Source organism: Nocardia sp. NPDC059229 (assembly GCF_042754165.1).
In the GTDB taxonomy this organism is placed as follows: Bacteria; Actinomycetota; Actinomycetes; order Mycobacteriales; family Mycobacteriaceae; genus Nocardia.
In genome coordinates, this window is record NZ_JBHZAK010000006.1 from 312,873 (window position 1) to 335,826 (window position 22,954).

General features: G+C 67.2%; 21 protein-coding genes. 18 read left to right on the plus strand and 3 right to left on the minus strand.

Features of this window, described 5'->3' with window-relative positions; translation table 11 throughout:
* Positions 1-7 precede the first annotated feature (7 nt).
* The 7 genes from ACFXHE_RS16995 to ACFXHE_RS17025 all read left to right on the plus strand — a co-directional run bounded on the left by ACFXHE_RS16995 (position 8) and on the right by ACFXHE_RS17025 (position 7,826).
* The gene (locus tag ACFXHE_RS16995; RefSeq protein WP_379383978.1) at positions 8-634 is read left to right on the plus strand and encodes a TetR/AcrR family transcriptional regulator; all 627 of its coding nucleotides are present in this window, start codon (positions 8-10) and stop codon (positions 632-634) included.
* 115 nt (positions 635-749) lie between these two features.
* Positions 750-2,156 (plus strand): PucR family transcriptional regulator, encoded by a 1,407-nt coding sequence (locus ACFXHE_RS17000; protein WP_379383980.1) that lies wholly within the window; start codon positions 750-752, stop codon positions 2,154-2,156.
* A 97-nt stretch (positions 2,157-2,253) separates the two neighbouring features.
* On the plus strand, positions 2,254-2,805 hold the full coding sequence (locus ACFXHE_RS17005; RefSeq protein WP_379383982.1) for a nuclear transport factor 2 family protein: 552 nt from the start codon (positions 2,254-2,256) through the stop codon (positions 2,803-2,805).
* A gap of 130 nt (positions 2,806-2,935) precedes the next feature.
* On the plus strand, positions 2,936-4,558 hold the full coding sequence (locus tag ACFXHE_RS17010) for an AMP-binding protein (protein WP_379384190.1): 1,623 nt from the start codon (positions 2,936-2,938) through the stop codon (positions 4,556-4,558).
* Between the two features lie 72 nt (positions 4,559-4,630).
* Positions 4,631-5,509 (plus strand): lysophospholipid acyltransferase family protein, encoded by an 879-nt coding sequence (locus ACFXHE_RS17015; protein WP_379383984.1) that lies wholly within the window; start codon positions 4,631-4,633, stop codon positions 5,507-5,509.
* A gap of 179 nt (positions 5,510-5,688) precedes the next feature.
* Positions 5,689-6,834 carry an acyl-CoA dehydrogenase family protein gene (locus ACFXHE_RS17020; RefSeq protein WP_354839688.1) on the plus strand — a complete coding sequence of 382 codons (1,146 nt, stop codon included), beginning with the start codon at positions 5,689-5,691 and terminating at the stop codon, positions 6,832-6,834.
* Positions 6,835-7,163: 329 nt separating this feature from the next.
* Positions 7,164-7,826 carry a cupin domain-containing protein gene (locus ACFXHE_RS17025; protein WP_379383987.1) on the plus strand — a complete coding sequence of 221 codons (663 nt, stop codon included), beginning with the start codon at positions 7,164-7,166 and terminating at the stop codon, positions 7,824-7,826.
* Between the two features lie 42 nt (positions 7,827-7,868).
* Here ACFXHE_RS17025 and ACFXHE_RS17030 read toward each other — a convergent pair whose 3' ends face one another.
* Entirely contained in the window at positions 7,869-9,812 is a 1,944-nt protein-coding gene (locus ACFXHE_RS17030) for a glycoside hydrolase family 15 protein (protein WP_379383989.1), read from the minus strand.
* Positions 9,813-9,861: 49 nt separating this feature from the next.
* Positions 9,862-10,818, minus strand: coding sequence for a LysR family transcriptional regulator (locus tag ACFXHE_RS17035; protein WP_379383991.1), 957 nt, complete (start codon positions 10,816-10,818; stop codon positions 9,862-9,864).
* A 64-nt stretch (positions 10,819-10,882) separates the two neighbouring features.
* Here ACFXHE_RS17035 and ACFXHE_RS17040 point away from each other — a divergent pair, with 64 nt between their 5' ends.
* The 9 genes from ACFXHE_RS17040 (at position 10,883) to ACFXHE_RS17080 (ending at position 20,143) form a co-directional block, all read left to right on the plus strand.
* Positions 10,883-12,016, plus strand: a complete 1,134-nt coding sequence (locus ACFXHE_RS17040; RefSeq protein WP_379383993.1) for an XdhC family protein — start codon at positions 10,883-10,885, stop codon at positions 12,014-12,016.
* 80 nt (positions 12,017-12,096) lie between these two features.
* Positions 12,097-12,987, plus strand: coding sequence for an FAD binding domain-containing protein (locus tag ACFXHE_RS17045; RefSeq protein WP_379383995.1), 891 nt, complete (start codon positions 12,097-12,099; stop codon positions 12,985-12,987).
* Between the two features lie 2 nt (positions 12,988-12,989).
* Positions 12,990-13,508: a (2Fe-2S)-binding protein gene (locus ACFXHE_RS17050; RefSeq protein ID WP_364626047.1), complete on the plus strand. Its 519-nt coding sequence runs from the start codon at positions 12,990-12,992 to the stop codon at positions 13,506-13,508.
* Complete coding sequence (locus ACFXHE_RS17055; protein WP_379383997.1) at positions 13,505-15,895, plus strand: aerobic carbon-monoxide dehydrogenase large subunit; 2,391 nt, start codon at positions 13,505-13,507, stop codon at positions 15,893-15,895. Before ACFXHE_RS17050 ends, ACFXHE_RS17055 begins: the two co-directional genes overlap by 4 nt.
* A 26-nt stretch (positions 15,896-15,921) precedes the next feature.
* A complete protein-coding gene (locus ACFXHE_RS17060; RefSeq protein ID WP_379383998.1) occupies positions 15,922-16,815 on the plus strand; it encodes an XdhC family protein in 894 nt (297 codons plus the stop codon).
* Positions 16,812-17,405 (plus strand): NTP transferase domain-containing protein, encoded by a 594-nt coding sequence (locus ACFXHE_RS17065; protein ID WP_379384000.1) that lies wholly within the window; start codon positions 16,812-16,814, stop codon positions 17,403-17,405. The genes ACFXHE_RS17060 and ACFXHE_RS17065 overlap by 4 nt, the downstream gene beginning before the upstream one ends.
* Positions 17,402-18,289 carry an AAA family ATPase gene (locus ACFXHE_RS17070; protein ID WP_379384002.1) on the plus strand — a complete coding sequence of 296 codons (888 nt, stop codon included), beginning with the start codon at positions 17,402-17,404 and terminating at the stop codon, positions 18,287-18,289. Before ACFXHE_RS17065 ends, ACFXHE_RS17070 begins: the two co-directional genes overlap by 4 nt.
* Before the next feature lie 13 nt (positions 18,290-18,302).
* A complete protein-coding gene (locus tag ACFXHE_RS17075; protein ID WP_379384004.1) occupies positions 18,303-18,950 on the plus strand; it encodes an SRPBCC family protein in 648 nt (215 codons plus the stop codon).
* Entirely contained in the window at positions 18,947-20,143 is a 1,197-nt protein-coding gene (locus tag ACFXHE_RS17080; RefSeq protein WP_379384006.1) for a VWA domain-containing protein, read from the plus strand. The genes ACFXHE_RS17075 and ACFXHE_RS17080 overlap by 4 nt, the downstream gene beginning before the upstream one ends.
* Before the next feature lie 202 nt (positions 20,144-20,345).
* Here ACFXHE_RS17080 and ACFXHE_RS17085 read toward each other — a convergent pair whose 3' ends face one another.
* Positions 20,346-20,948: a TetR/AcrR family transcriptional regulator gene (locus ACFXHE_RS17085; RefSeq protein WP_379384008.1), complete on the minus strand. Its 603-nt coding sequence runs from the start codon at positions 20,946-20,948 to the stop codon at positions 20,346-20,348.
* A gap of 125 nt (positions 20,949-21,073) precedes the next feature.
* On the opposite strand from ACFXHE_RS17085, the gene ACFXHE_RS17090 reads away from it, so the two are divergent.
* On the plus strand, positions 21,074-22,531 hold the full coding sequence (locus ACFXHE_RS17090; protein ID WP_379384192.1) for an MFS transporter: 1,458 nt from the start codon (positions 21,074-21,076) through the stop codon (positions 22,529-22,531).
* 141 nt (positions 22,532-22,672) lie between these two features.
* Complete coding sequence (locus tag ACFXHE_RS17095; protein ID WP_379384010.1) at positions 22,673-22,927, plus strand: enoyl-CoA hydratase/isomerase family protein; 255 nt, start codon at positions 22,673-22,675, stop codon at positions 22,925-22,927.
* The last annotated feature ends 27 nt before the right edge of the window (positions 22,928-22,954 follow it).

The window sequence follows — 22,954 nt, forward strand, 5'->3', positions numbered from 1 at the left end:
TCGAGCGATGACTTCGACCGTGGACGAGGACGCCGCCCCCGCCGGGCGCGCGGCACGCCGGCGTGACCGCCGCAAGGCGGAGATGATCGCGACCGCGCTGCAGATCCTGTCCAGCAGTGGCTATCAGGGCATGCGGTTCGAGGACGTCGCCGAGCGCACCGACATCGCCAAAGCCACGCTCTACCACTACTTTCCGAGCAAGGACGCGCTGGTGTCCGCGGCCCTGGAGAAACTCACCGCCGATGTTCTGACCAGCCTCCGCGCGGCCCTGGACACCGCCGCCGACGCGCCGCCCGCCGAGCAGCTGCGGGTCCTGATCACGGCCCAGCTGCATGTGCTGACCGTGCTGTATCCCGAGGTCGGCAAGCTCTTCTCGTTCCCCGCCCCCTGGCCGAGCGAGCACTCCGAGGCCATCAAGACCATGCGCCGCCGCCACGACCGCCTCTTCCGCGAGGTCATCGACCGCGGAATCGATTCCGGCGCCTTCGACTGCCCCGACCCCTCGGTGGCCCTGCACTGCCTGCACGGCATCCTCAACCACGCCTCCATCTGGCTGCGCCCCGAGGCCGATCCGGATCACCGCACTCGCGATGCGGTGGTCGACGAATCGCTGAGGCTGTTTCTTCGCGCCTGACCCCTCGGCGTTGTCGCGTCCCACTCAGTTGTACGGTTCGACTGATTCGTGACGAATTCGGCCGAGCGGTTGCGAGTCTGAGGGGATATCCCATCAGAGTGGAGGGAGCAGCGGGATGGAGCCTGCGCCGACCCCGAACCCGCTGCGACTGTCCGAGCTCGGTGCTGATTCGACCGCGGTATTGCGGGTCATCGCGCACTTCGACGATTTCGACGAGTCCGCCGCCAATGCCGACACGGTCGTGCGAGCCGCCGCGCTGCTGGCCGAATGCCCGGTCGGGGCGAGCTGGCCGTCCGGCACCGTGATCCGCTACGACGCCGCGGGCCGGCTGCTGGCCGCCGCGGGCACACCCGCCGACGCGGTCGGGACCGATCCCGCCGTCTGGCTGGAGCGGCAGGTGGCGCCGGACGCGGCCGACGCACGGGAATCCGACCGGCCGCGACGCAACGGTATACCGTCGGCCGGACCACGAAATCGGCAGCGGGACAGCATGATCGCCGCGCTACCGGGTCCGCTCGGGCAACAGTCGTCGGCCGCGGCGCATCCGCTGGACGGCGTGGTGCTGGATCGGCTGCGGCATTGTCTGCGCGTGGTGTCGGTGCGGCAGGCGGCCAATCCGCTGCGGATGGATGATCCGGCATTGCTGGAAGTGGTGCTGTCGGAGAAGGAACGGCGTGAGGATCGCGTGCGGGCCATGCGGTTGCTCGGGCTGGATCCGGCGCGGGCGACGCGGGTGCTGGCGGTGGCCGGGCCGGGCGCGGCGGACGCGGTGCGGATCATCGGCGAGCACGTGCCGATCCTGCGGCAGGCCGTGATCGGGGCGACGACCGCGGTGCTGGTACAGGATTTCGCGCCGTCCGGTGGTGCCGGGGGGACCGCGCGCCGCCCGGCTGCCGCTTCGGACCGGTCCGTGCCTGCGGCCGGGAGCTCGGCGGTGCCGGTCACGACCGGGCCGGGGCGTCCGTCGATGGTCGACCGGGGGCTGTCGGATGTCTTGAATGCTGCTGTCGCGCAGTCGTTCCCGGCATCGCAGGCGGGCACCGGCGGGCCGTGGATCGGGGTGGGGGAGCGGTTGCCGGCGTTCGCGGCGGCCACCTCGTGGGAGCAGGCGCGCCGCGCGATGCGATTCGCGTCGTCGACCTGGCACGGGCGGCGGGTGATCGCGTTCGAGCGGCTGGGGGCCCTGGAGCTGCTGGCGGATCTGCCGGTGCAGCGGTTGCTGGGGACGGCGGATGTCATGCGGATCAACGAGTTCGCCGCCACCGAGGCGGGAGCGCTGGCCGTCGACACCCTCGAGGCGTTCTGCGTCTTCGGCACCCTGCGGCGCACCGCGACCGAACTGCACCTGCATCACAGCACGGTGGCCGCGCGGATAGCGCAGGTCGAGGCGGTGATGGGCTGGGATGTGGACGAGACGCTGGACCGGTTCACCGCCACCCTGGTGCTGACGGTCCGGCGCATGACGCTGTCGTCCGCGCAGTTGGCGGGCCGCATGCCGCCCGAACCGACAGGTGTCGGGTGAAGGCGGTGATACCCGCGACGGGCGGCGGGTGATCCGGGTCACGTCGGTCGGTGACGATCGGTGGGCACAACCGGTGCGGGAGAAGGAGATTCACACCATGGCGATTGTCGATCCGGTCAAGACCTGGGAGCTGCTCGAGCAGCGGCTGGCCGTCACCACCAACGAGCGCCACCGCCAGGTGCTCGGCATCGTCATCGAGCACATGAAGGCCGAGGCCGCCCCCGACCTGGACGGTCTGATGCGCACCCTGGTCGCGGAACCGGACTACCACTTCTGGAACGCGGGCCAGGACGTCGGCCCGAAGGGGTGGGACACCGTGCACGCCTACTACTCGGCCTTCGTCGAGAGCAAGTCCAACATCCTGGAGTTCGAGCTGGACCGCCTGCTCGTCGACGACGACTGCGTGGTCACCGAGGGCTTCCTCAAGCAGATCTACCCGGGCGCCTACGCCGCCCAGATCGGCATCCCCGTCGACGATCCCGCCGCCGACTACCTGATCACCTTCCGCCAGCTGCTGCTGTGGCCGGTCGACGCGAACGGCCTGATCGTCGGCGAGGACTCCTACCACTCGGGCCCGGTGGAGATCCGCAAGCTGTCGTTCGACGAGCTGCCCAGGGAATACGTCGAACTCGTGCACCCTGCCGTCTGACAGCGGCGAGACTCGGCATATGGAAGGCGAATCGGACATGACGGACCTATCAGTGGCACCCCCGGCCGTGTCGGCGGAGACCCCGGCGGTGTCGCCGGAGCAACCCCGGCGTCGCGCGGACATCGCGACCATGCTGCTCGACCGCCGCGGCGACGAGCGGCTCGGAGTGCGGACCCGCGACCGGGATTGGACCTGGGACGCGGTGGTGCGGGAGTCGGCGGCGCGCGCCGAACTGGCCCGGGAGCTGCGGCGCGACGGGCCCTTCCACATCGGGGTGCTGCTGGACAATGTGCCCGACTTCGTCTTCTGGCTGGGCGCCGCCGCGCTGGCGGGCGCGACCCTGGTGGGCATCAACCCGACGCGCGGAAACGCCCAGCTGGAGGCCGACATTCGCTACGTCGACTGCCAGCTGATCGTGACCGACGCGGCCGGGATGGCCCGCCTGCGCGGGCTGGATCTCGGCCTGGAACCCGAGCGGTTCCTGCTGGTCGACGATCCGGCCTACACCGAGCGGATCGACGCGCACCGGGTCGAGCCCGCCGCCCACGCGGGCCCGGAAGCCTTGCTGCTGTTGCTGTTCACCTCCGGCACCACCGGCACCTCCAAGGCGGTCAAGTGCACGCAGCGCCGCCTGGCGGTGATCGCGTACGCGGCCACCGACAAGTTCGGTCACATACGCGAGGATGTCGACTACTGCTGCATGCCGCTGTTCCACGGCAATGCCATCATGGCGCTGTGGGCTCCGGCCCTGGCCAACGGTGCGACCGTCTGCCTCACCCCGAAGTTCTCGGCCTCCGGATTCCTCTCGGACGTGCGGTATTTCGGCGCGACCTTCTTCACCTATGTGGGCAAGGCGCTGGGCTACCTGCTGGCCACCCCGGCGAGTCCGCAGGACGCCGACAACACCCTGGACCGTGGTTTCGGCACCGAGGCGTCGGTGGCCGACCAGGCCGAGTTCCGCCGCCGCTTCGGGGCCGAGCTCTTCGAGGGCTACGGCTCCAGCGAGGGCCCGGCCCTGGCCGCCATCGACCCGGCGGCGCCGGCCGCGGCGCTGGGCCGTCCGGCCCATCCGGGGGTGGCGGTGGTGAATCCGGAGACCCTCGCCGATTGCGCGCGAGCGGAATTGGATGAATACGGTCGTGTATTGAATCCGGACGAATCGGTCGGCGAGATGATCGACAAAGCAGGTGCGCTCGTCTTCGAGGGTTATTACAAAAACGACGTCGCGGATGCCGAACGTTTGCGGAACGGTTGGTATTGGACCGGCGATCTCGGATATATCGACGCGGACGGATTCCTCTATTTCGCCGGACGTAAAGGTGACTGGCTTCGCGTCGACGGCGAGAACACCTCGACGCTGCTGATCGAACAGGTGATCCGACGGCATCCCGCGGTCATTGCCGCCGCGGTCTACGGCGTCCCCGACGCCCGCTCGGGCGACCAGGTGATGGCCGCCATCGAGGTGGCCGACCCGGCCGCATTCGATTCCGCCGAGTTCGCCGAATTCCTCAGCGCCCAGGACGATCTCGGCAGCAAGGGCGCGCCCCGGCTGCTGCGGGTGTCGGGAAATCTGCCCGTCACCGGCTCCAACAAGGTGCTCAAACGCGAACTCCAGGAACAGCGTTGGCACACATCCGAGCCGATCTATCGCTGGGCCGGTCGCGGCAAACCGGAGTACGACATCTTCACCGATTCCGGCAAATTGGAACTCGAAGCCGAGTTTGTCTCATTCGGGCGCTCGAACCTGTTCTAACCCTGATTCGGTGACCTGCGCGGACTTTCGTTACGATGCCGTTATCGAAGGTTCTTGCAGGGAGGGTTTGTCTTGTCTCGTCATGACGATCAATGGTCCGACACCGAATCGCCCAGGGGGCTGACCGACGGCGCGCCACTGCACGTCGATCTCACCGATGCCGATCGCCGCATCATCGATCTGCTCATCGCCCCCTCGCGGGCGTGGTTCAGCCCGCGCTTCTACGGGATGGAGAACTTCCCGGAGCAGGGCCCGGTGCTGCTCGTCGGCAATCACAGCCTGGCGGGCGGCACCGACGCCCCGCTGCTCGCGCACGAGATTCTGGTGCAGCACGATCGGCTGGTGCGGGGGCTCGCCGAGAACGTGCTCATCGATGTGCCGGGGCTGCGAGATGTGTTGCACCGCTGGGGAATCGTGCGCGGCAACCGCCACAACTGCACCACGCTGCTGGAACAGGGCGAGGCCGTGGCGGTGTTCCCGGGCGGCGGCCGCGAGGCCATGCGCGGCAAGGGACAGAAGTACCAGCTGCTGTGGGAGGGCCGGACCGGCTTCGCCAAGATGGCCATCGCGACCGACGCGCCCATCGTCCCGATCGCCATGGTCGGCGGCGACGACATCTACGACATCGTCTTCGACGGCGATCACCCGGTCATGCTGCCGCTGCGCAAGGCCGTCGAGGGCCTGGGCCTGCGCTCGAATCTGACGCCGCCGCTGATCCGCGGCCTCGGTCCGACACTGGTGCCCAAGCCCGAGCGCTTCTACTACGCCCTCGGCACCCCGATCGACACCAGCCCGTGGCGTGACGCCGAGGATCTCGAGGCCGCCGCCACCGAGTTGCAGACCGTGGTGAAGAAGGCCCTGGAAGGTGAACTGGACTTCCTGCTGGCCGAGCGCGACCGGGACCGCGGTCGCAGCCTGCTGGGCCGAACCCTGGGCCGCTTCGGCCTCTGAGCACCACCCTGATTTCCCGGTAGGTTTACCGGGGTTCAGCAGCCCCGTTCCGCGACGTCAATGGCGACTGTCGCAGTTCGGACCACTTTCTTCCCCCGTGAAGTTAACCTCCGTTCGACTTTCGAGTACGGTAATGAGCACAGGCGATGGTGCCGATGTGGTCACTGTAGGAGGTTGGCGTGGAGCGCACTCTTTTCGAACCCGAACACGAGCTGTTCCGGGAGTCGTTCCGTAAGTTTCTCGATCAGCATGTGGCTTCCCAGCACGAGCAGTGGGAGCACGACGGCATCGTCGATCGCTCGGTCTGGCTGGAGGCCGGCAAGCAGGGGTTTCTCGGCATGGCCGTGCCGGAGGAGTACGGCGGCGGGGGCGTGCTGGACTTCCGCTACAACGCCATCGTGACCGAGGAGGTCACCAAGGGCTTCTACTCCGGCCTGGGTTTCGGTCTGCACAACGACGTGATCGCGCCCTACCTGCTGGAGCTGGCCAACGAGGAACAGAAGCGGCGCTGGCTGCCGGGCTTCTGCTCCGGTGAGATCATCACCGCCATCGCCATGACCGAGCCCGGCACCGGCTCGGACCTGCAGGGCATCAAGACCCGCGCGGTCAAGGACGGCGACGACTGGATCCTCAACGGCGCCAAGACCTTCATCACCAACGGCATCAATGCCGACATCGTGATCGTGGTCGCCCAGACCGACCCGTCGAAGGGCGCGATGGGCTTCTCGCTGCTCGTGGTCGAGCGCGGCATGCCCGGCTTCGAGCGCGGCCGCAATCTGGACAAGATCGGCCTCAAGGCGCAGGACACCGCCGAGCTGTCCTTCACCGACGTTCGTGTCCCCGGCAAGAACCTGCTGGGCACCGAGGGTCAGGGCTTCGTCCACCTGATGCAGAACCTGCCGCAGGAGCGCCTGTCCATCGCCGTCATGGCCGCCGCCGCCATGGAGGCCTGCCTGGACCTGACCTGCCAGTACGTGCGCGACCGCAAGGCATTCGGCAAGCCGATCGGCGCCCAGCAGAACACCCGCTTCGTGCTCGCCGAGCTGGCCACCAAGACCACCGCCGTGCGCGTGTTCGTGGACCGCTGCATCGAGCTGCTCAACGACCGGAAGCTGACCGTCGAGGAGGCCGCCATGGCCAAGTGGTGGTCGAGCGAGGAGCAGGTCGACCTCATCACCAAGTGCCTGCAGCTGCACGGCGGCTACGGGTACATGCGCGAGTACCCGATTGCCAAGGCGTACATGGACGCCCGCGTCCAGACCATCTACGGCGGCACCACCGAGATCATGAAGGAAATCATCGGCCGCAGCCTGAAACTCGCCTGATCTGAGGCGGTTTCGAGGGGGTACTCCGCTGGGGTATCCCCTTCGGTGCGGGTGAAACGGACTCGATAGCGGATGGCCTCGGAAAGGTCATCAAAAGCTGAGCGCCACAACAGAAATCGACGTCTTCCTTGCAGCGCGACGTAAGCCGTTGCTGTTCCACCACTCCCGGCGCGTTCATCTGCTCGGGAGTCGCTTCCGTGCCGGCGGCGCGACCCTGGGTACGCTCCTTGTCGAGCGCCCCTGTCGATGCATTTGCCCGGAGTTGACCGCGACGAATCTGTGTGGAACGGAGCGACATGTCGAGCGATCGTCCTGACGAAACACCAGCAGTGAACCGCCGCGCTGCCATCGGGACCGGCGCGGCAATGTTGGGCGGCGCGGCGCTCGGTGCGGGTTTGACAGCCGCCGCGGCCTGCGCCGAGCCTGCGCGGACCGAACTACCGAGTGCCGGCAGCATCGATGCCAATCTGAACAAGTCCGCGCATCTGTTCCACCTCAGCGCCGCCGAACCGGACCGTTACGACGGCGGCACGCTGCAGGGAGCCCACGAACAGAACTTCCCGGTGCTGGCCGGCCAGAACGGTGCGGCGTACTTCGTGCGACTCGAGCCAGGAGGCGTCCGCGAACCACACTGGCACCCCACGGCGTGGGAACTCAACTACCACATCTCCGGCAGCGCGAAATGGACGGTCATGGGTACCCATCCGGACGGCAGCTACCACAACGATGTATTCGAAGCACACGCAGGCGACCTGGTCTTCGCCCCGCAGGGGTTCTTTCACTACTTCGAAAATTCCCGCGCCGACGCCCCACTCGAACTACTTATCGTCTTCAACACCAGCGCTCCGGAGACAAGCGACGATATCGGCATTCTCGCTGCCCTGAATTCGATTCCTCGCGAGGTTACCGCCACTGTTCTCGGCATCCCGGTATCGGCGCTGGATGGTATACTCACCGAGATCAAACCGGTCGTGATCACCAAACGCCACTGAGCTGGAGCCCGCCAGTGGCGACCAAATTATTCCTCTTCGCGGTCAGCGAATGTATCCCAGCGAGAATGATGCATCGTCGAGTCGCGGGGAGATCGATTCCCCGCCGAGTGCCTGGCGCGTGACGGCTTGCTCGTCCTGGATGACGTGCATGACGGCGTTGATCAGCGCGAGGTGGGTGAACGCCTGGGGGAAGTTGCCCCAATGTCGGCCGGTTCGGGGGTTGATCTCCTCGGCGTAGAGGCCGAGGGGGCTGGCGTAGGCGAGCAGTTTCTCGCACAGCTGTTTGGCTCGTCTCTTCTCGCCGATCTCCGACAACGCCGAGACCAGCCAGAACGAGCAGATCGTGAAGGCACCTTCTTCCCCTGCGCATCCATCGTCGGTTTCACTGACTCGGTACCGCAATACGAGGCCGTCCTCGGTCAATTCGTCGGCGATGGCCAACACCGTATTGCGTACCCGCTCATCCTCGGGGGGCAGGAAACGAACCAGCGGGATGAGCAGGGCCGAAGCATCCAGCGCCGTACCGCCGTAGTACTGGGTGAACACCTGCCGGGAGTCGACCGCATGAGCGCATATGTCGGCATGGATTTCGTCTGCGGCCTGTTGCCAGCGATGCGCGCGTTCGAAGTCCTGGTGGATGCGGGCCAGTCGGGCACCGCGGTCGGCGGCAACCCAGCACATCACCTTGCTGGAGGTGAAGTGCTGAGGCTTCCCGCGCACTTCCCAGATGCCATGGTCGGGTTCGCGCCAGTAGGTGAGGGCGCTCTTGACCGCCCGGCCCAGCACCGGCCAGGCGCGTGCGTCGATTCGGTCCTGGTTGCGCGCGTAGAGGTAGACGGCGTCCAGCGCAGCGCCCCACACATCGTGCTGGCGTTGCCGGTACGCGTCGTTGCCGATGCGCACGGGGCTGGCATTCTCGTAGCCGCGCAGATGGGTGAGGGTCTGCTCGGTGAGGTCGCTTTCGCCGCCGATGCCGTAGACGATCTGCATGTCGCGGACGCCTTCGGTCAAGTTCGTGATGTAGGAGAAGAAGTCGTTCGCCTCCCAGCTGAAGCCCAGTGTGTACAGGCCCCACAGCGCGAAGGCGGAGTCCCGGATCCACGAGTAGCGATAGTCCCAATTGCGTTGTCCACCTGGTGTTTCGGGTAGTGAAGTGGTGGCAGCGGCGCTGATGGCACCGGTGGGTGCGAAGGTCAGCCCCTTGAGGGTCAGCGCGCTGCGCGTCAGCTGGGCGGCCCATGGATGGTCCGGAAACCGCCCGCCGGCAAGCCAGTGCCGCCAATGGTGGATCGTCCGAAGCAGCCGTTCTTCGGCCTCGTCGACCGCGGTGGGCGCGTTGCGACTACCCCAGGAGAGCGCGCAGAAGCGGGTGTCGCCCGCCTTCAGCAGGGTGCGCGCGAGCGCGTGCGTACCTTCCAGTCCCAAGCGCATGTCGGTGCTGAGCGTCAGCTCCAGATCGATCCCGTCGGCGCTGGCCTGCGCGACGTAGTAACTGTCGAGGTACTCCCAATGGGCATGATGCCTGCCGTAGTCGAAGGACGGCTGGCAGTCGAGCCCGAACTGGATTTGCCCGGTCTCACAGTGCACCGTCCGCAGCAATATGTGCTCGGCGTCGTAGTCGGTGGGGGTTCGACGATGGGCGCTGTGGCCGGGTGTCTGATGCCGCCACGGCCCGACCAGCAGCGCATCGCGAACCGTCGCCCACCCTTCGCCACTGCGCCAACTCGTCTCCATGACCATCGTCCCGGGGACGTAGCGGCGATCGGTGGGCGCCATGAATTCGACCGGGGCGAACCGAAACGAACCGGCGGAACGATCCAATATGGCCGCAAAGACACTGGCGGAGTCGATGCGAGGCAGACACATCCACTCGATGGCCCCGCTGGGGGCGATCAGCGCAGTGACCTCGCAGTCGGAGATGAAACCGTAGTCGTCGATGCGCGGGAAGGCCGTGAGACGCGGCGTGCGTTCGAACTCGTCGTCCATGTGCTGCTCCCTCGTTGTCTCGGCGCGGAAATCTGGCCGGTCAGTAGGGTCAACTCCACAACGTCACATGCACTTTCGGGCGGAACCGGGTGACTCCGACCCCGGACCCGCGGATCATCGCCTGGATGCATCGCGGGGTGGCGATGAACCTCAGCAGTTCCGACACCGCGGGCTGTCGGGTGTCGGGTGGCAGAGTGGTCGCGCACCACTCGTCGGATACCTGAAGGCCGGCTCCCTTGATGCGGGTCAACCGACCGGCCGCGAGGTCGGAGGAGACGGCGAAGCCGATCGCGAGGGTGATGCCCCCGACCCGGCGGACCTCTTCGAGGGCGGCCGCGTCGCTCTGGAAGATCCGCTGGTGTGATTCGGGAATCGCCAACTCGCGCAGCATCGTCGCGATACGCCCGTCGACACTGCCGGCGCCGGGGCCCAGCATCCACTGCTGCTCCCGCAGCAGCGCCGGATACGGTGCGACGTCCGCCAGCGGGCTGTCGGGGCGCGCGACCGAAATGATCTGATACTTCAGGAACGGCCGGGTGGTGGTCGCCGTATCGGTGTCGTTCTGCCCGGGTCCCAGCGCGATGTCCACCGCACGGGTCTCGATCAAGCTGCGGAACTGGCTGGTGGGATGAACACTCAGCTCGACCGACAGATCCTTCGCCCGCGCCGCGAACAGATCGATGAGGCCGGGCGCGGCATGTTCGGCGAACGCGCTCGAGGCCGCGATGCGGAGCAGCCGCCGGCCGTGCGCCGCCTCGCTCACCTCGATGGCGGTCTGGCGCTGCAGTCCTAGAATCTCGATCGCCCGGCTGGCCAGGCGTAACCCACCGGGCGTGAAGGCCAGACCGGCCGCCGTGCGAGTGAACAGCGGGTCGTCGAGCTCCTTACGCAGCTGCGCGATGTGCGTCGAGACACCGGCGTCGGATATCCCCAGCTCTCTGGCCGCCGCATGGACGGAGCCGAGCCGCACCACCGTCGAGTAGGCCCGAAGCTGGGCGGGCGTCACAACCCGAGTCTAGTTTGGAGGTGGACGCAGTGCCTACAGCCGCATCGCGCCCGGAGGACGCACCATGCAGGACGTGCTCACGGATCTGATGAAAACCTGGAACGGCGGGGGCACGGCGGGGGTGGCGACGGTCGTGCGGACCTTCCGTTCGGCGCCGCGACCGCCGGGCGCGGCCATGGTCGTCGCCTCGGACGGCACGGTCGGCGGTTCGGTCTCCGGCGGCTGCGTCGAAGGCGCGGTCTACGAACTCGCCACCGACGTCATCCGGACCGGTCGTCCGGTGCTGGAGCGGTTCGGCATCTCCGACGACGACGCATTCGCCGTCGGTCTCACCTGCGGCGGCATCATCGACATCTTCGTCGAGGCGGTCTCGCGGGCAACGTTTCCGGAACTCGGCGAGGTCGCCGCGGAGATCGCCGCTGATCGGCCCGTCGCGATCGCGACCGTCATCGAGCACCCCGACGCCGCCCGGATAGGGCGACGGCTGCTGATCCGGCCGCGCAGCGCGCACGGCACCCTGGGGTCGGCGCGCGCAAACGATGCGGTGATCGATGACGCGCGCGGGCTGCTCGCGGCAGGCCGCAGCGAGGTGCTGTCCTACGGTCCGGACGGGCAGCGCCGCGGCGAGGGCATGGCGGTTTTCGTCGCGAGCTATGCCCGGCAGCCGCGGATGCTGGTGTTCGGGGCGATCGATTTCGCAGCCGCCCTGGCACAGCAGGGATCGTTCCTCGGGTACCGGGTGACGGTGTGCGACGCGCGGCCGGTCTTCGCCACCTCCGCCCGGTTCCCGACCGCCGACGAGGTCGTCGTCGACTGGCCGCACCGCTACCTGGCCGCGCAGATCGCGGCCGGTGCGATCGATTCGCAGACCGTCGTCTGCGTGCTGACCCACGATCCCAAGTTCGACGTTCCACTGCTCGAGGTGGCCCTGCGCGCGCCGGAGATCGGCTATGTCGGCGCCATGGGGTCGCGCCGCACGCACGACGAGCGGCTGACCCGGCTGCGACAGGCAGGTCTCACCGACGAGCAACTCGCCCGGCTTGCCAGCCCGATCGGGCTGGATCTGGGCGGCCGGACACCCGAGGAGACGGCGGTGTCCATCGCGGCGGAGATCATCGCGCGCCGCTGGGGCGGACACGGTCGCTCCCTGACCCGGACCGGCGGCCGCATCCACCACAAGGCGCAAACAGCCAGTTAAGCGATTGCTTAACTGGGTCTTGACGACCGCATCAGCGGGACAGAGGCTGAGCTTCTTCCCATTGATGTGAGGTAGATCACGTGCAAGTTCCTGGGCCATTCGAATATGAGCGCGCAACGGGCGTGGATCACGCCATCGGACTACTGGACCGGCTCGGCGACGAGGCGCGCATCGTGGCGGGCGGGCACAGCCTGCTACCGATGATGAAGCTGCGGCTGGCCAATCCGGAATATCTCATCGACATCAACGACCTGGCTGCCGAACTGGGCTACATCGTCACCGATCCGACCCTGGTGCGCATCGGTGCGATGGTCCGGCATCGGCATTTGCTCGAGTCCGACGATCTCGCCGCGGTGTGCCCGATCTTCCGTGACGCCGAGCGTGTGATCGCCGATCCGGTCGTGCGCAATCGCGGCACGATCGGCGGCTCGCTGTGCCAGGCCGATCCCGCCGAGGATCTCACCACCGTCTGCACGGTCCTCGGTGCCACCTGCCTGGTGCGCGGGCCGTCCGGCGACCGGGAGATCGCCATGGACGACTTCCTGGTCGGTCCGTACGAAACCGCCATGGCGCACAACGAACTTCTGATCGAGATCCGAATTCCGGTGCGGCATCGGACCTCGAGTGCCTACGCGAAGGTGGAGCGCCGGGTCGGCGACTGGGCGATCGCGGCGGCAGGGGCGACCGTGACACTGCACGGCGAGACGATAGCGGCCGCACGGATCGGTCTGACCGCGGTCAACCCCGATCCGGCGGCGCTCGCCGGCGCAGTCGACGCACTCATCGGCGGGCCGCCCACCGAAGACGTTTTCGCGGAGGCGGGCCGCCGCGCGAGCGCAGCGTGCTCACCTGTCACCGATGCGCGCGGCAGCGCGGACTACAAGCGCCATCTCGCGTCCGAACTGACGATTCGCGTGCTGCGTACCGCGGTCGAGCGCGTCCTGAACGAATCTGCGCTGGAAGGGAATTAGCCATGCAGGTAACCATGACCGTCAACGGCGAGCCGGTGACCGCGGAGGTCGAGCCACGCATCCTGCTGGTGCATTTCCTGCGAGATCAGTTGCGGCTCACCGGAACCCACTGGGGCTGTGACACCAGCAACTGCGGCACCTGTGTGGTAGAGGTCGACGGCGAACCGGTGAAGTCGTGCACGATGCTGGCCGTGATGGCCGACGGCCACGCGGTGCGCACTGTCGAGGGGCTCGAGGTGGACGGCCGGCTCGATCCCGTGCAGGAGGGCTTCATGCAGTGTCACGGGTTGCAGTGCGGATTCTGCACGCCCGGAATGATGATCACCGCCCGCGCCCTGCTCGACCGCAATCCGAATCCCGACGAGCAGACCATTCGGGAGGCGATCTCGGGCCAGATCTGCCGCTGCACCGGATATACGACCATCGTGCGGTCGATCCAGTGGGCCGCGGCGAAGCAACGAGGCGAAGCGGTGGAGCCCGAACCCGCGGCCACGCCGACGCCGGTAGGGAGCACGTCATGACCGCCGTCGAGCCCCGGCCCGAAGACCGAGTCGACAACGACCGCAAGCCGTGCGGTCACGGCAGGATGCTCCGCAAGGAGGATCCGCGGTTCATTCGCGGGCGCGGCAACTATGTCGACGACGTACAGCTGCCTGGGATGCTGCACATGGCGATACTGCGTTCCCCGTTCGCGCACGCGCGGATCGTGAGCGTCGATGTCTCAGCGGCACAGGCACATCCGAAGGTCAAGGCGGTCGTCACCGGTGCCGATCTCGCGGCGAAGGGTCTGGCCTGGATGCCGACGCTGTCCAACGATGTGCAGGCGGTGCTGGCGACGGACAAGGTCCGATTCCAGGGCCAGGAGGTGGCCTTCGTCGTCGCCGAGGATCGCTACTCCGCGCGTGATGCGTTGGAGCTCATCAATGTCGAGTACGAGATGCTCGATCCGGTGATCGATGCCCGGACCGCACTGGCGCCCGATACGCCGGTGATCCGCGATGATCTCCAGGGCAAGCGGGACAACCACTGCTTCGACTGGGAGACCGGCGATGCCGCCGCGACCGAGGCGGTGTTCGCGCGCGCCGATGTCGTGGTCAAGCAGGAGATCGTCTATCCGCGAGTCCATCCCGCCCCGATGGAGACCTGCGGCGCTGTCGCCGATCTCGATCCCGTGACGGGGAAGCTCACGCTGTGGTCGACGAGCCAAGCGCCGCACGCCCACCGCACGATCTACGCGATGGTGGCCGGACTGCCCGAACACAAGATCCGGGTGATCTCACCCGATATCGGCGGCGGGTTCGGCAACAAGGTCCCCATCTATCCGGGATATGTCTGCGCCATCGTCGCGTCGCTGTTGCTGGGCAAACCGGTGAAGTGGATGGAGGATCGCAGCGAGAACCTCACCAGCACCGGATTCGCCCGCGACTACATCATGGTCGGCGAAATCGCCGCCACCACCGACGGCAGGATCCTGGCCATCCGGTCGACCGTGCTCGCCGATCACGGCGCCTTCAACGGCACGGCCGCGCCGCTGAAGTATCCGGCGGGCTTCTTTGGCGTCTTCACCGGTAGCTATGACATCGAGGCCGCCTACTGCAAGATGACCGCGGTCTACACCAACAAGGCCCCCGGCGGCGTCGCCTACGCGTGCTCGTTCCGGGTCACCGAGGCCGTCTACTTCGTCGAGCGGTTGGTGGATTGCCTCGCCTACGAGCTGAAGATGGATCCGGCCGAGCTGCGGCTGCGGAATCTTCTTCGCGCCGAACAATTCCCGTACAAGAGCAAGACCGGCTGGGTCTACGACTCCGGCGACTACGAGAAGACCATGCGTCTGGCGATGGACATGATCGGCTACGACGCCTTGCGTAAAGAACAGCGGGAAAGGCGCGCCCGCGGCGAGTTGATGGGCATCGGGATGTCCTTCTTCACCGAGGCCGCGGGCGCGGGTCCGCGCAAGGATATGGACATCCTCGGACTCGGGATGGCCGACGGGTGCGAGCTGCGAGTCCATCCGACCGGCAAAGCCGTTGTGCGGCTGTCGGTTCAGACTCAGGGACAGGGGCACGAGACGACGTTCGCCCAGATCGTCGCAGAGGAACTCGGCATCCCGCCCGACGACATCGACGTTGTGCACGGCGACACCGATCAGACACCGTTCGGCCTCGGCACCTACGGCAGCCGGTCGACACCGGTCTCGGGCGCCGCTGCCGCACTGGTGGCGCGGAAGGTGCGCGACAAGGCGCGCATCATCGCGTCGGGCATGCTCGAGGTCTCCGTCGCCGACCTCGAGTGGGAGAAGGGCTCGTTCCACGTCAAGGGCGATCCGTCCGCGGCCGTGACGATCCAGCAGATCGCGATGCGCGCACACGGCGCCGGTGATCTGCCCGAGGGGATCGAGGGCGGACTCGACGCGCAGATCTGTTACAACCCGGAGAATCTCACCTTCCCCTACGGTGCGTACTTCTGCGTCGTCGACATCGACCCGGGGACCGCCGTGGTGAAGGTGCGGCGCTTCCTCGCCGTGGACGATTGCGGCACCCGGATCAATCCGATGATCATCGAGGGTCAAGTGCACGGCGGCATCACCGATGGCATCGGCATGGCGCTGATGGAGATCATGGCCTTCGACGAGGACGGCAACTGCCTCGGCGGATCGCTGATGGACTACCTCATCCCGACGGCGCTGGAGGTTCCGCACTTCGAGACCGGATATACGGTCACGCCGTCGCCGCATCATCCGATCGGCGCGAAGGGCATCGGCGAATCGGCCACGGTCGGATCGCCGGCGGCGGTGGTCAACGCGGTGGTGGATGCGCTGGCGCCGTTCGGGGTTCGGCACGCCGACATGCCGTTGACGCCGTCGCGGGTGTGGGACGCGATGCAGGGCCGCGCCACACCGCCCATCTGAGTGGGGTCCGAGCGATGGGATCACCGATGAAGATGAACGACCGTGCACAGGAGCTGGTCCGCACCCGGACCCCGTTCGTGCACGCGACCGTCGTGCGCGCCCAGCAGCCGACCTCGGCGCACGCCGGCGACGAGGCGATCCTGTTGCAGGACGGGACGATCGAAGGATTCGTCGGCGGCCAGTGCGCCCAGAACTCGGTCCGCAAGGCGGCGCTGGGTGCCCTGCAGTCGCACGAGAGCGTGCTGCTGCGCGTACTGCCCGACGGCGATCTGCATTTTCCCGAAGCGCCCGGCGCGGCGGTGGTGGTGAATCCCTGTCTGTCCGGTGGAGCGCTGGAGATCTTCCTGGAGCCGCAGATCCCGGCGCCGCTGGTGCGCATCTGCGGCGCGACACCCATCGCGGATGCCTTGGCCGACATGTGCGAACTGGTGGGCTTCGGGGTGCGGCGCGGTGCTGCCGACGCCGGCTCGCTGGATTCGCTGGCCGATACGACGGTGGTGGTGATCGCCAGCCACGGTGGCCCGGAGGCCGAGATGATCCGCGTCGCGCTCGACGCGGGTGTGGGGTACATCGGGTTGGTGGCCAGCACGATTCGGGGCGCGTCGATCCTCGACGACCTCGAATTGACCGATGCCGAGCGGGCTCGCGTACGCACCCCGGTGGGCTTGCCGATCGGCGCCAAGACGTCCGCGGAGATAGCGGTCTCGATTGTCGCGGAAGTGATCCAGGCGATCCGTAAAGGTGGCTTGGCCGTCACGTCCCGCGCGGCGAAGGTCCCGATCGAGGTGCTCGATCCGGTGTGCGGCATGACGGTGACCGTCGGGCCGGACACCCCGCATCTCATTGTCGACGGTGTCGACCACTGGTTCTGCAGCTCCGGCTGCCGCACCTCTTTCGCAGCGACGAGGACAGGCTCATGACGAACGGGGTCGTCACCGGAGTGGTGCTCGCGGCGGGAACCTCGGAGCGTCTCGGCACGGCGAAACAGATACTGCCGTACCGGAATACGACGGTTCTCGGCGCCACCCTCGACATGGTGCGGTCCTGCGCGTTCGATCAGATCATCGTCACGCTCGGCGGCTCGGCGGCGGCGGTGGCCCAGCAGGTCGATCTCACCGGGGTGGAGGTCGTGCTGGCCGAAGACTTCGGTTCGGGCTGTTCGTCGTCGTTGCGTTCGGCCCTGAACCTGGTGCATCCTCGGGCCGCCGGAATCGTGCTGATGCTCGGTGATCAACCGGGTCTGCCGGCGGCGACCGTCGAGCGGCTGATCGCCGAGGGAACGTCCGCCGTGCTCACGGTCTGCCGCTACCACGACGGTATCGGGCATCCATTTTGGCTGAGTCGCAGCATATTCGGTGAGTTGGCGCGATTGCACGGCGACAAGGCCGTGTGGAAGATCATCGAGTCGGGCCGCGTCCCGGTGTCGCAACTCGACGTCGACGCACCGGTGCCCTTGGACGTCGACACCTGGGACGACTACAAGCGCCTGCGCGCCGCGACGTCGCCATGATGTCGCCGTTCGACGATATCGAGGACGTGGTGCGGCGATTCGACGCCGACGACTACCTGCTCGATACCGGAACCGCCGCCGCCTTCTATCTGGCCACCACGTTGGGCCGGCCGCTGCTGCTGGAAGGTGAACCGGGAGTGGGCAAGACGACGGCGGCGAAGACCCTGGCCACCGTGCTGGGTGCGCCGCTGATCCGCCTGCAGTGCTATGAGGGCCTCACCGTGAGCGAAGCGCTGTACGACTGGAACTACCAGCGTCAGCTGCTCAGCATCCGGCTCGCCGAGGCGCGCGGCGCCGAGCTCACCGAAGCCGACCTGTTCACCGAGGCATATCTGGTCGACCGCCCGATCCTGCGCTGTGTGCGATATCGCGGCCCGACGCCCCCGGTGCTGCTGATCGACGAAATCGACCGTGCCGACGACGAATTCGAAGCGCTGCTGCTCGAATTCCTCGGTGAGGCCACGGTGACCGTTCCCGAACTCGGGACCTTTGTCACCGAACATCCGCCGCTCGCGGTGCTGACCTCGAACCGCAGTCGTGACCTCCACGACGCGCTGCGGCGACGCTGCCTCTACCACTGGATCGACTACCCGGAACCGGCCCGTGCGGTGGCGATCGTGCGACGCACCGTGCCCGGGGCCACCGACGCGCTGATCGAGCACGCCACCCAATTCGTGGGCCGCGCTCGCGATCTCGATCTCGACAAGCCGCCCGGTGTCGCCGAGACCATCGACTGGATCGCCGCGCTGGTGACGCTCGACGTCGCCGATCTCACCGCGCCGGAGGCGGTCGCCGCGCTCAGCGCACTGGCGAAAACACCCGACGACCGCACCACGGTCCATGAGGCATTCGTCGAATACACCCGAAGCCTGGCTACCGGATGAGAGGGATACTCCGATGAAGATCGCCAATGAGTTCACCGTCCACGCACCCCTCGAGCAGGCATGGGCGGTGCTGACCGATCTCGAACAGGTGGTTCCGCTCATGCCCGGGGCACAGCTGGTCGGCTGGGAGGGTGAGGACTTCCTCGGCAAACTGAAGGTCAAAGTCGGCCCGGTGACCAGTGAATTCACCGGGAAGGCGAATTTCGTCGAGCGCGACGAACACGACCATCGCGCCGTCATCACCGGTAGCGGCCGGGATTCACGCGGATCCGGAAACGCGGCGGCGACCATCACCACGCAATTGCGCGAAGACGGTGACGAGACCCGTGTCACCGTGGACACCGACCTCAAGATCGTCGGCAAGCTCGCCCAGTTCGGCAGCGGGATGTTGCAGCAGGTGTCGGAGAAGATGATCGGTCAATTCGTCGCCTCTCTGGAAGAGAAGCTCGCAGCGGGCGATTCGGCCGCCGCAGCGACGGCCGGGCCGGACAGCCGAGCGGCACGGCCGCAACCGGTCGCGGAAACCGAGCCGGCGCCGCTCGATCTGGTCGAGCTCGTCGTGCCCGCGATGATCAAGAAGTACGGGCCCGCGATCGCGTTCGTGCTCGCGGCCGTACTCGGAATCATCCTGGTACGCAGGCAGATGCGCGGGAAGCGATGACGCGAGCGGCACTGCTGCGCGTCGATCTGGCCGCGTTCGCTGTCGCGGTGGTCGCGCGGCTGCGGCGTGGTGGCGTCGCGGTGGCGCCGAGCGGGCCCGCGCTGTTCGTGCAGGCCTTGCGTCGCATGGCGCCGCGGTCGCGCACCGAACTCTATTGGGCTGCGCGACTCACGCTCGTCGATCGCATGCAGGATCTCGCCGCCTTCGACGCGGTCTTCGCGACGGTGTTCGCCGACGCGGTGCTCGGTGTGGACCCGGCGAGCCGAGTCCATGGACTGCCGACCGAACGCGCGCCGGCGCCGGGCACGGGCGGCCGGGGGCAGTCCGGGCAGGGCGGTGAAGTCCCTTGGGCGACACTGCAATCAGCAACCGGTGCCGACCGATCGACCGACCGGGGTGTGGCGCTGCCGGACGTGCTGCCGAGCCGGTTCGCGGCCCGGGAACAGGAACCGTTCGCCCGTTTCGATCCGGACGACCTGCGGATGGTCGGCGCCTGGCTGGAGCAGGCGTCGGCGCTGTGGCCGCAGCGCCGGAGCAGGCGCTGGGCACACCATCCGCACGGCAAGCGGATCGACTTCCGGGCGACGATGGACCACTCCCGCCGTACCGGCTGGGAGCCGGCGGTGCTGATCCGTACTCGTCATCGGCGCCGCCCGCGCCGAATCGTCATGCTCTGCGACGTCAGCCGCTCGATGCAGCCGTATTCGACGATCTACCTGCACCTGATGCGGGCAGCGATGCAGCGCCGTTCGCCCGATCGCCCCGAGGTGTTCGCCTTCTCCACCTCGCTGACCAGGCTGACCTCGGTGCTGGCGCACCGCTCCCCGGATGTCGCGGTGGCCCGGGCCAACGACAAGGTGGTCGACCGCTACGGCGGCACGCATATCGGCCGGTGCCTCGGTACGTTGCTCGCGACTCCGTCTGGCAACGCCGTGCGCGGCGCCGTCGTCGTCATCGCATCGGACGGCTGGGACAGCGACACACCCGATGTCCTCGCCCGCGCGATGGCCCGGATCCGACGCCGGGCCTGGCGCGTCATCTGGCTCAATCCCCGGGCCGGCGACTCCCTATTCCAGCCGACCACCGGTGCGATGGCGGCGGCGCTGCCGTTCTGTGACGTCATGATGCCGGCGCACACGCTGGCGGGCATACACGCGTTCATGCAAACCCTGGCATCGACGATCGTCACCTGATGGCAAGACTGCGGATACTGTTGTGCCGCAGGGTTGAATCTCGGCTACGTCGAAGGCATGCTATCCGCCGAACTCGGAGACGTTCTGGTCGGCGCCGTCGACGAGGGTTTGCGCGGCGCCATACCGGCAACCGAAACCACTGCTGTGCCATGAATTTCGCCGACGAACGGTGGGGCGGCGTAGTTTTCGACGAAAGGAAGCGTCAGTGTAGGCCTGCCAACGGTTCCCATGCGGACATGGCGGCAGTGACGATGGCCTCCAAGTCGGTGCGGGTGGCGCCATCGCGGGCCTGTATCGACATGCCTTGTTGGACCGTGGTGTAGAACGCGGCCATGATGTCGACGGTTGCTTCGGCGGGAAGGTCGCCCTCGTCGACCGCGCGGCGCAGCCGGGCCGCGATCGCGGCTTGCATGCCGCGACGAAGGTCGGCGAGGAATGCCTGGGCGTCTTGATTTATCGCGGTCCGGGCGGCCAGGGTGACCATGCATCCGGGCGGAGTCGCGGGATCGGCGTAGAAATCGGCACTCGCGCATAGCAACTCGTGTACCGCCTCACGGGCGACGGGGGCGTGGTCGAGCGCGAGGCGCGCCGGACTGCCCACGATCGAGTCGTAAAGCTCGACAGCCGCACGGAAGAGTTGTTCCTTGGAGCCGAAGCAGGCATAGATACTGGGCGAGGCGATACCCATTGCGGCCGTGAGGTCTGTCATCGACGTCCCTTCATACCCGTTGCTCCAGAACGCAACCATCGCCTGCCTCAGCACGGCGTCGCGGTCGAAGCCGCGGGGACGACCACGCTCTCCCATTCTCCACTTACCCTTCCGTGGTCCCACGAATTCTGTGTCGCCCACTAAAGATATCTCTTGACCCGGCGTCCGGAGCGCTGCTACCTATTTCTGTGTCGATCAGCATAGAAATCGAGGGCGGGGACATGACAACTGAACGCAGCCCCTGGGGGGCACTGGGCGCGCTGTGCATGGGCTACTTCACGATCCTGTTGGACATGACCATCGTCGCGGTGGCGAATCCGGCGATCATGAACGGCCTGCACACCGACATGTCCAAGGTGATCTGGGTGACCAGTGCTTACCTGCTCACCTTTGCGGTGCCGCTGCTCATCACCGGCCGCCTCGGCGACCGTTTCGGACCGAAATACCTGTACCTAGGGGGACTTGCGGTCTTCACGCTGGCGTCGCTGTGGTGTGGCCTGGCGGGCAGCATCGGCTCGCTGATCTCCGCCCGAGCTGTGCAGGGTCTCGGCGCGGCGTTGATGGCGCCGCAGACGATGGCGGTGATCGGCCGAATCTTCCCGTGGGACAAGCGTGGCGCGGCGATGGGAGTGTGGGGTGGAGTCGCGGGCATCGCGACGCTGGTCGGCCCGATCTTCGGCGGTGCGCTCATCGACAATGGCGGCTGGCAGTGGATCTTCTATGTCAACGTGCCGATCGGCTTGCTCGCATTCGCGTTGGGTGCGTGGCTGGTTCCGGCGCTGCCGACGAACGATCATCGTTTCGACATCCCAGGGGTGATCGTCGTCGCGATCGGAATGTCGGCGTTGGTGTTCGGCATCCAAGAGGGCAACAGCTACCACTGGGCGGGCTGGGTGTGGGGCCTGATCTTCGGCGGTCTCGTCGTCCTCGCGCTCTTCCTGGTGTACCAGGGCCGCACGAAGATCGAACCGCTGGTGCCGCTGGGCCTGTTCCGGAACCGCAACTTCTCTCTCGGCAATGTGGCGACCGGTGCGCTGGGCGCGGCGATGACGGCCCAGATGGTGCCGTCGTACTTCTACCTGCAGGTGGTGCGCGACTTGTCCCCGACGAAGGCGGCGCTGGTATTCGCCCCGATGGCAGTCGTTTCCGCCATCCTGTCGCCGGTGGTCGGCAAGCTCTCGGACATGGTGGCGCCGCGCTATCTGCTGACATTCGGCTTCGCCCTGTTCACTCTGGCGGTGTTGTGGTTCATCAGCCTCGCCACCCCGCACGGGTCCATCCCGCTGATGTGCGTGATGTCGGTGCTCTGCGGTATCGGCAGCTCCTGCATTTGGGCGCCGCTCCCGGCGACGGCATTGCGGAGCCTGCCGCTGCAGCAGATGGGGGCGGCCTCGGGTATCTACAACACCACCCGCCAGGTAGGTTCGGTGCTCGGTAGCGCGGGCATCGGCGCGCTTCTCACCGCGCGCATGGCGGTGCATTCGCTGCCCGCCTCGTCCGGCGAAACCGGCCACCTCCCCGACCTCGTCAAAGCGCCCTACGCTTCAGCCCTGACCGACTCGCTGTACCTCACAGTGATCCTGCTGGCGGTCTGTGTCGTCACTGCCGCGTTCTTCGCCCCGACCAAGACGGTCGCCACCGCGCCGTCTCCGGCAGCAGAAGAGTCGGCCGTAGCCTGAAGCCGGACTGAGACAGTCGAATTCGGTATCCGGCCGATGGCGTGCGCGTCGGCGGCCGGATTCGGTCGAGGGAAAGGCAATTCTCATGAGCGCTGAGCTCGTGCTCGCCGGGCGGTGAAGCTGAGTTCCTTGGCGCGGTCCATGCCCACCCAGTTCAGTGGTGTCGAGGCCGCGGACATGGGCCTGGTGAACCACGCGGTGCCCGACGAGGGGCTGGACGAATTCGTGGCGCACCTGGCCGCGCAGATCACCGCCAACTCGGCCGGTTCGAATCGAATCTACAAGTCGCTCTATGCGAATTCGCGGGAACTCGGACGCGCCGAGGCGTTGAAGGCGGAGACGGACATGCAGTTCGGGCTGCCGGACGACTCGGTGGAGCGACTGACCAAGCGCTGAGGGTGACACGCCGAGAACGCCGAGCCT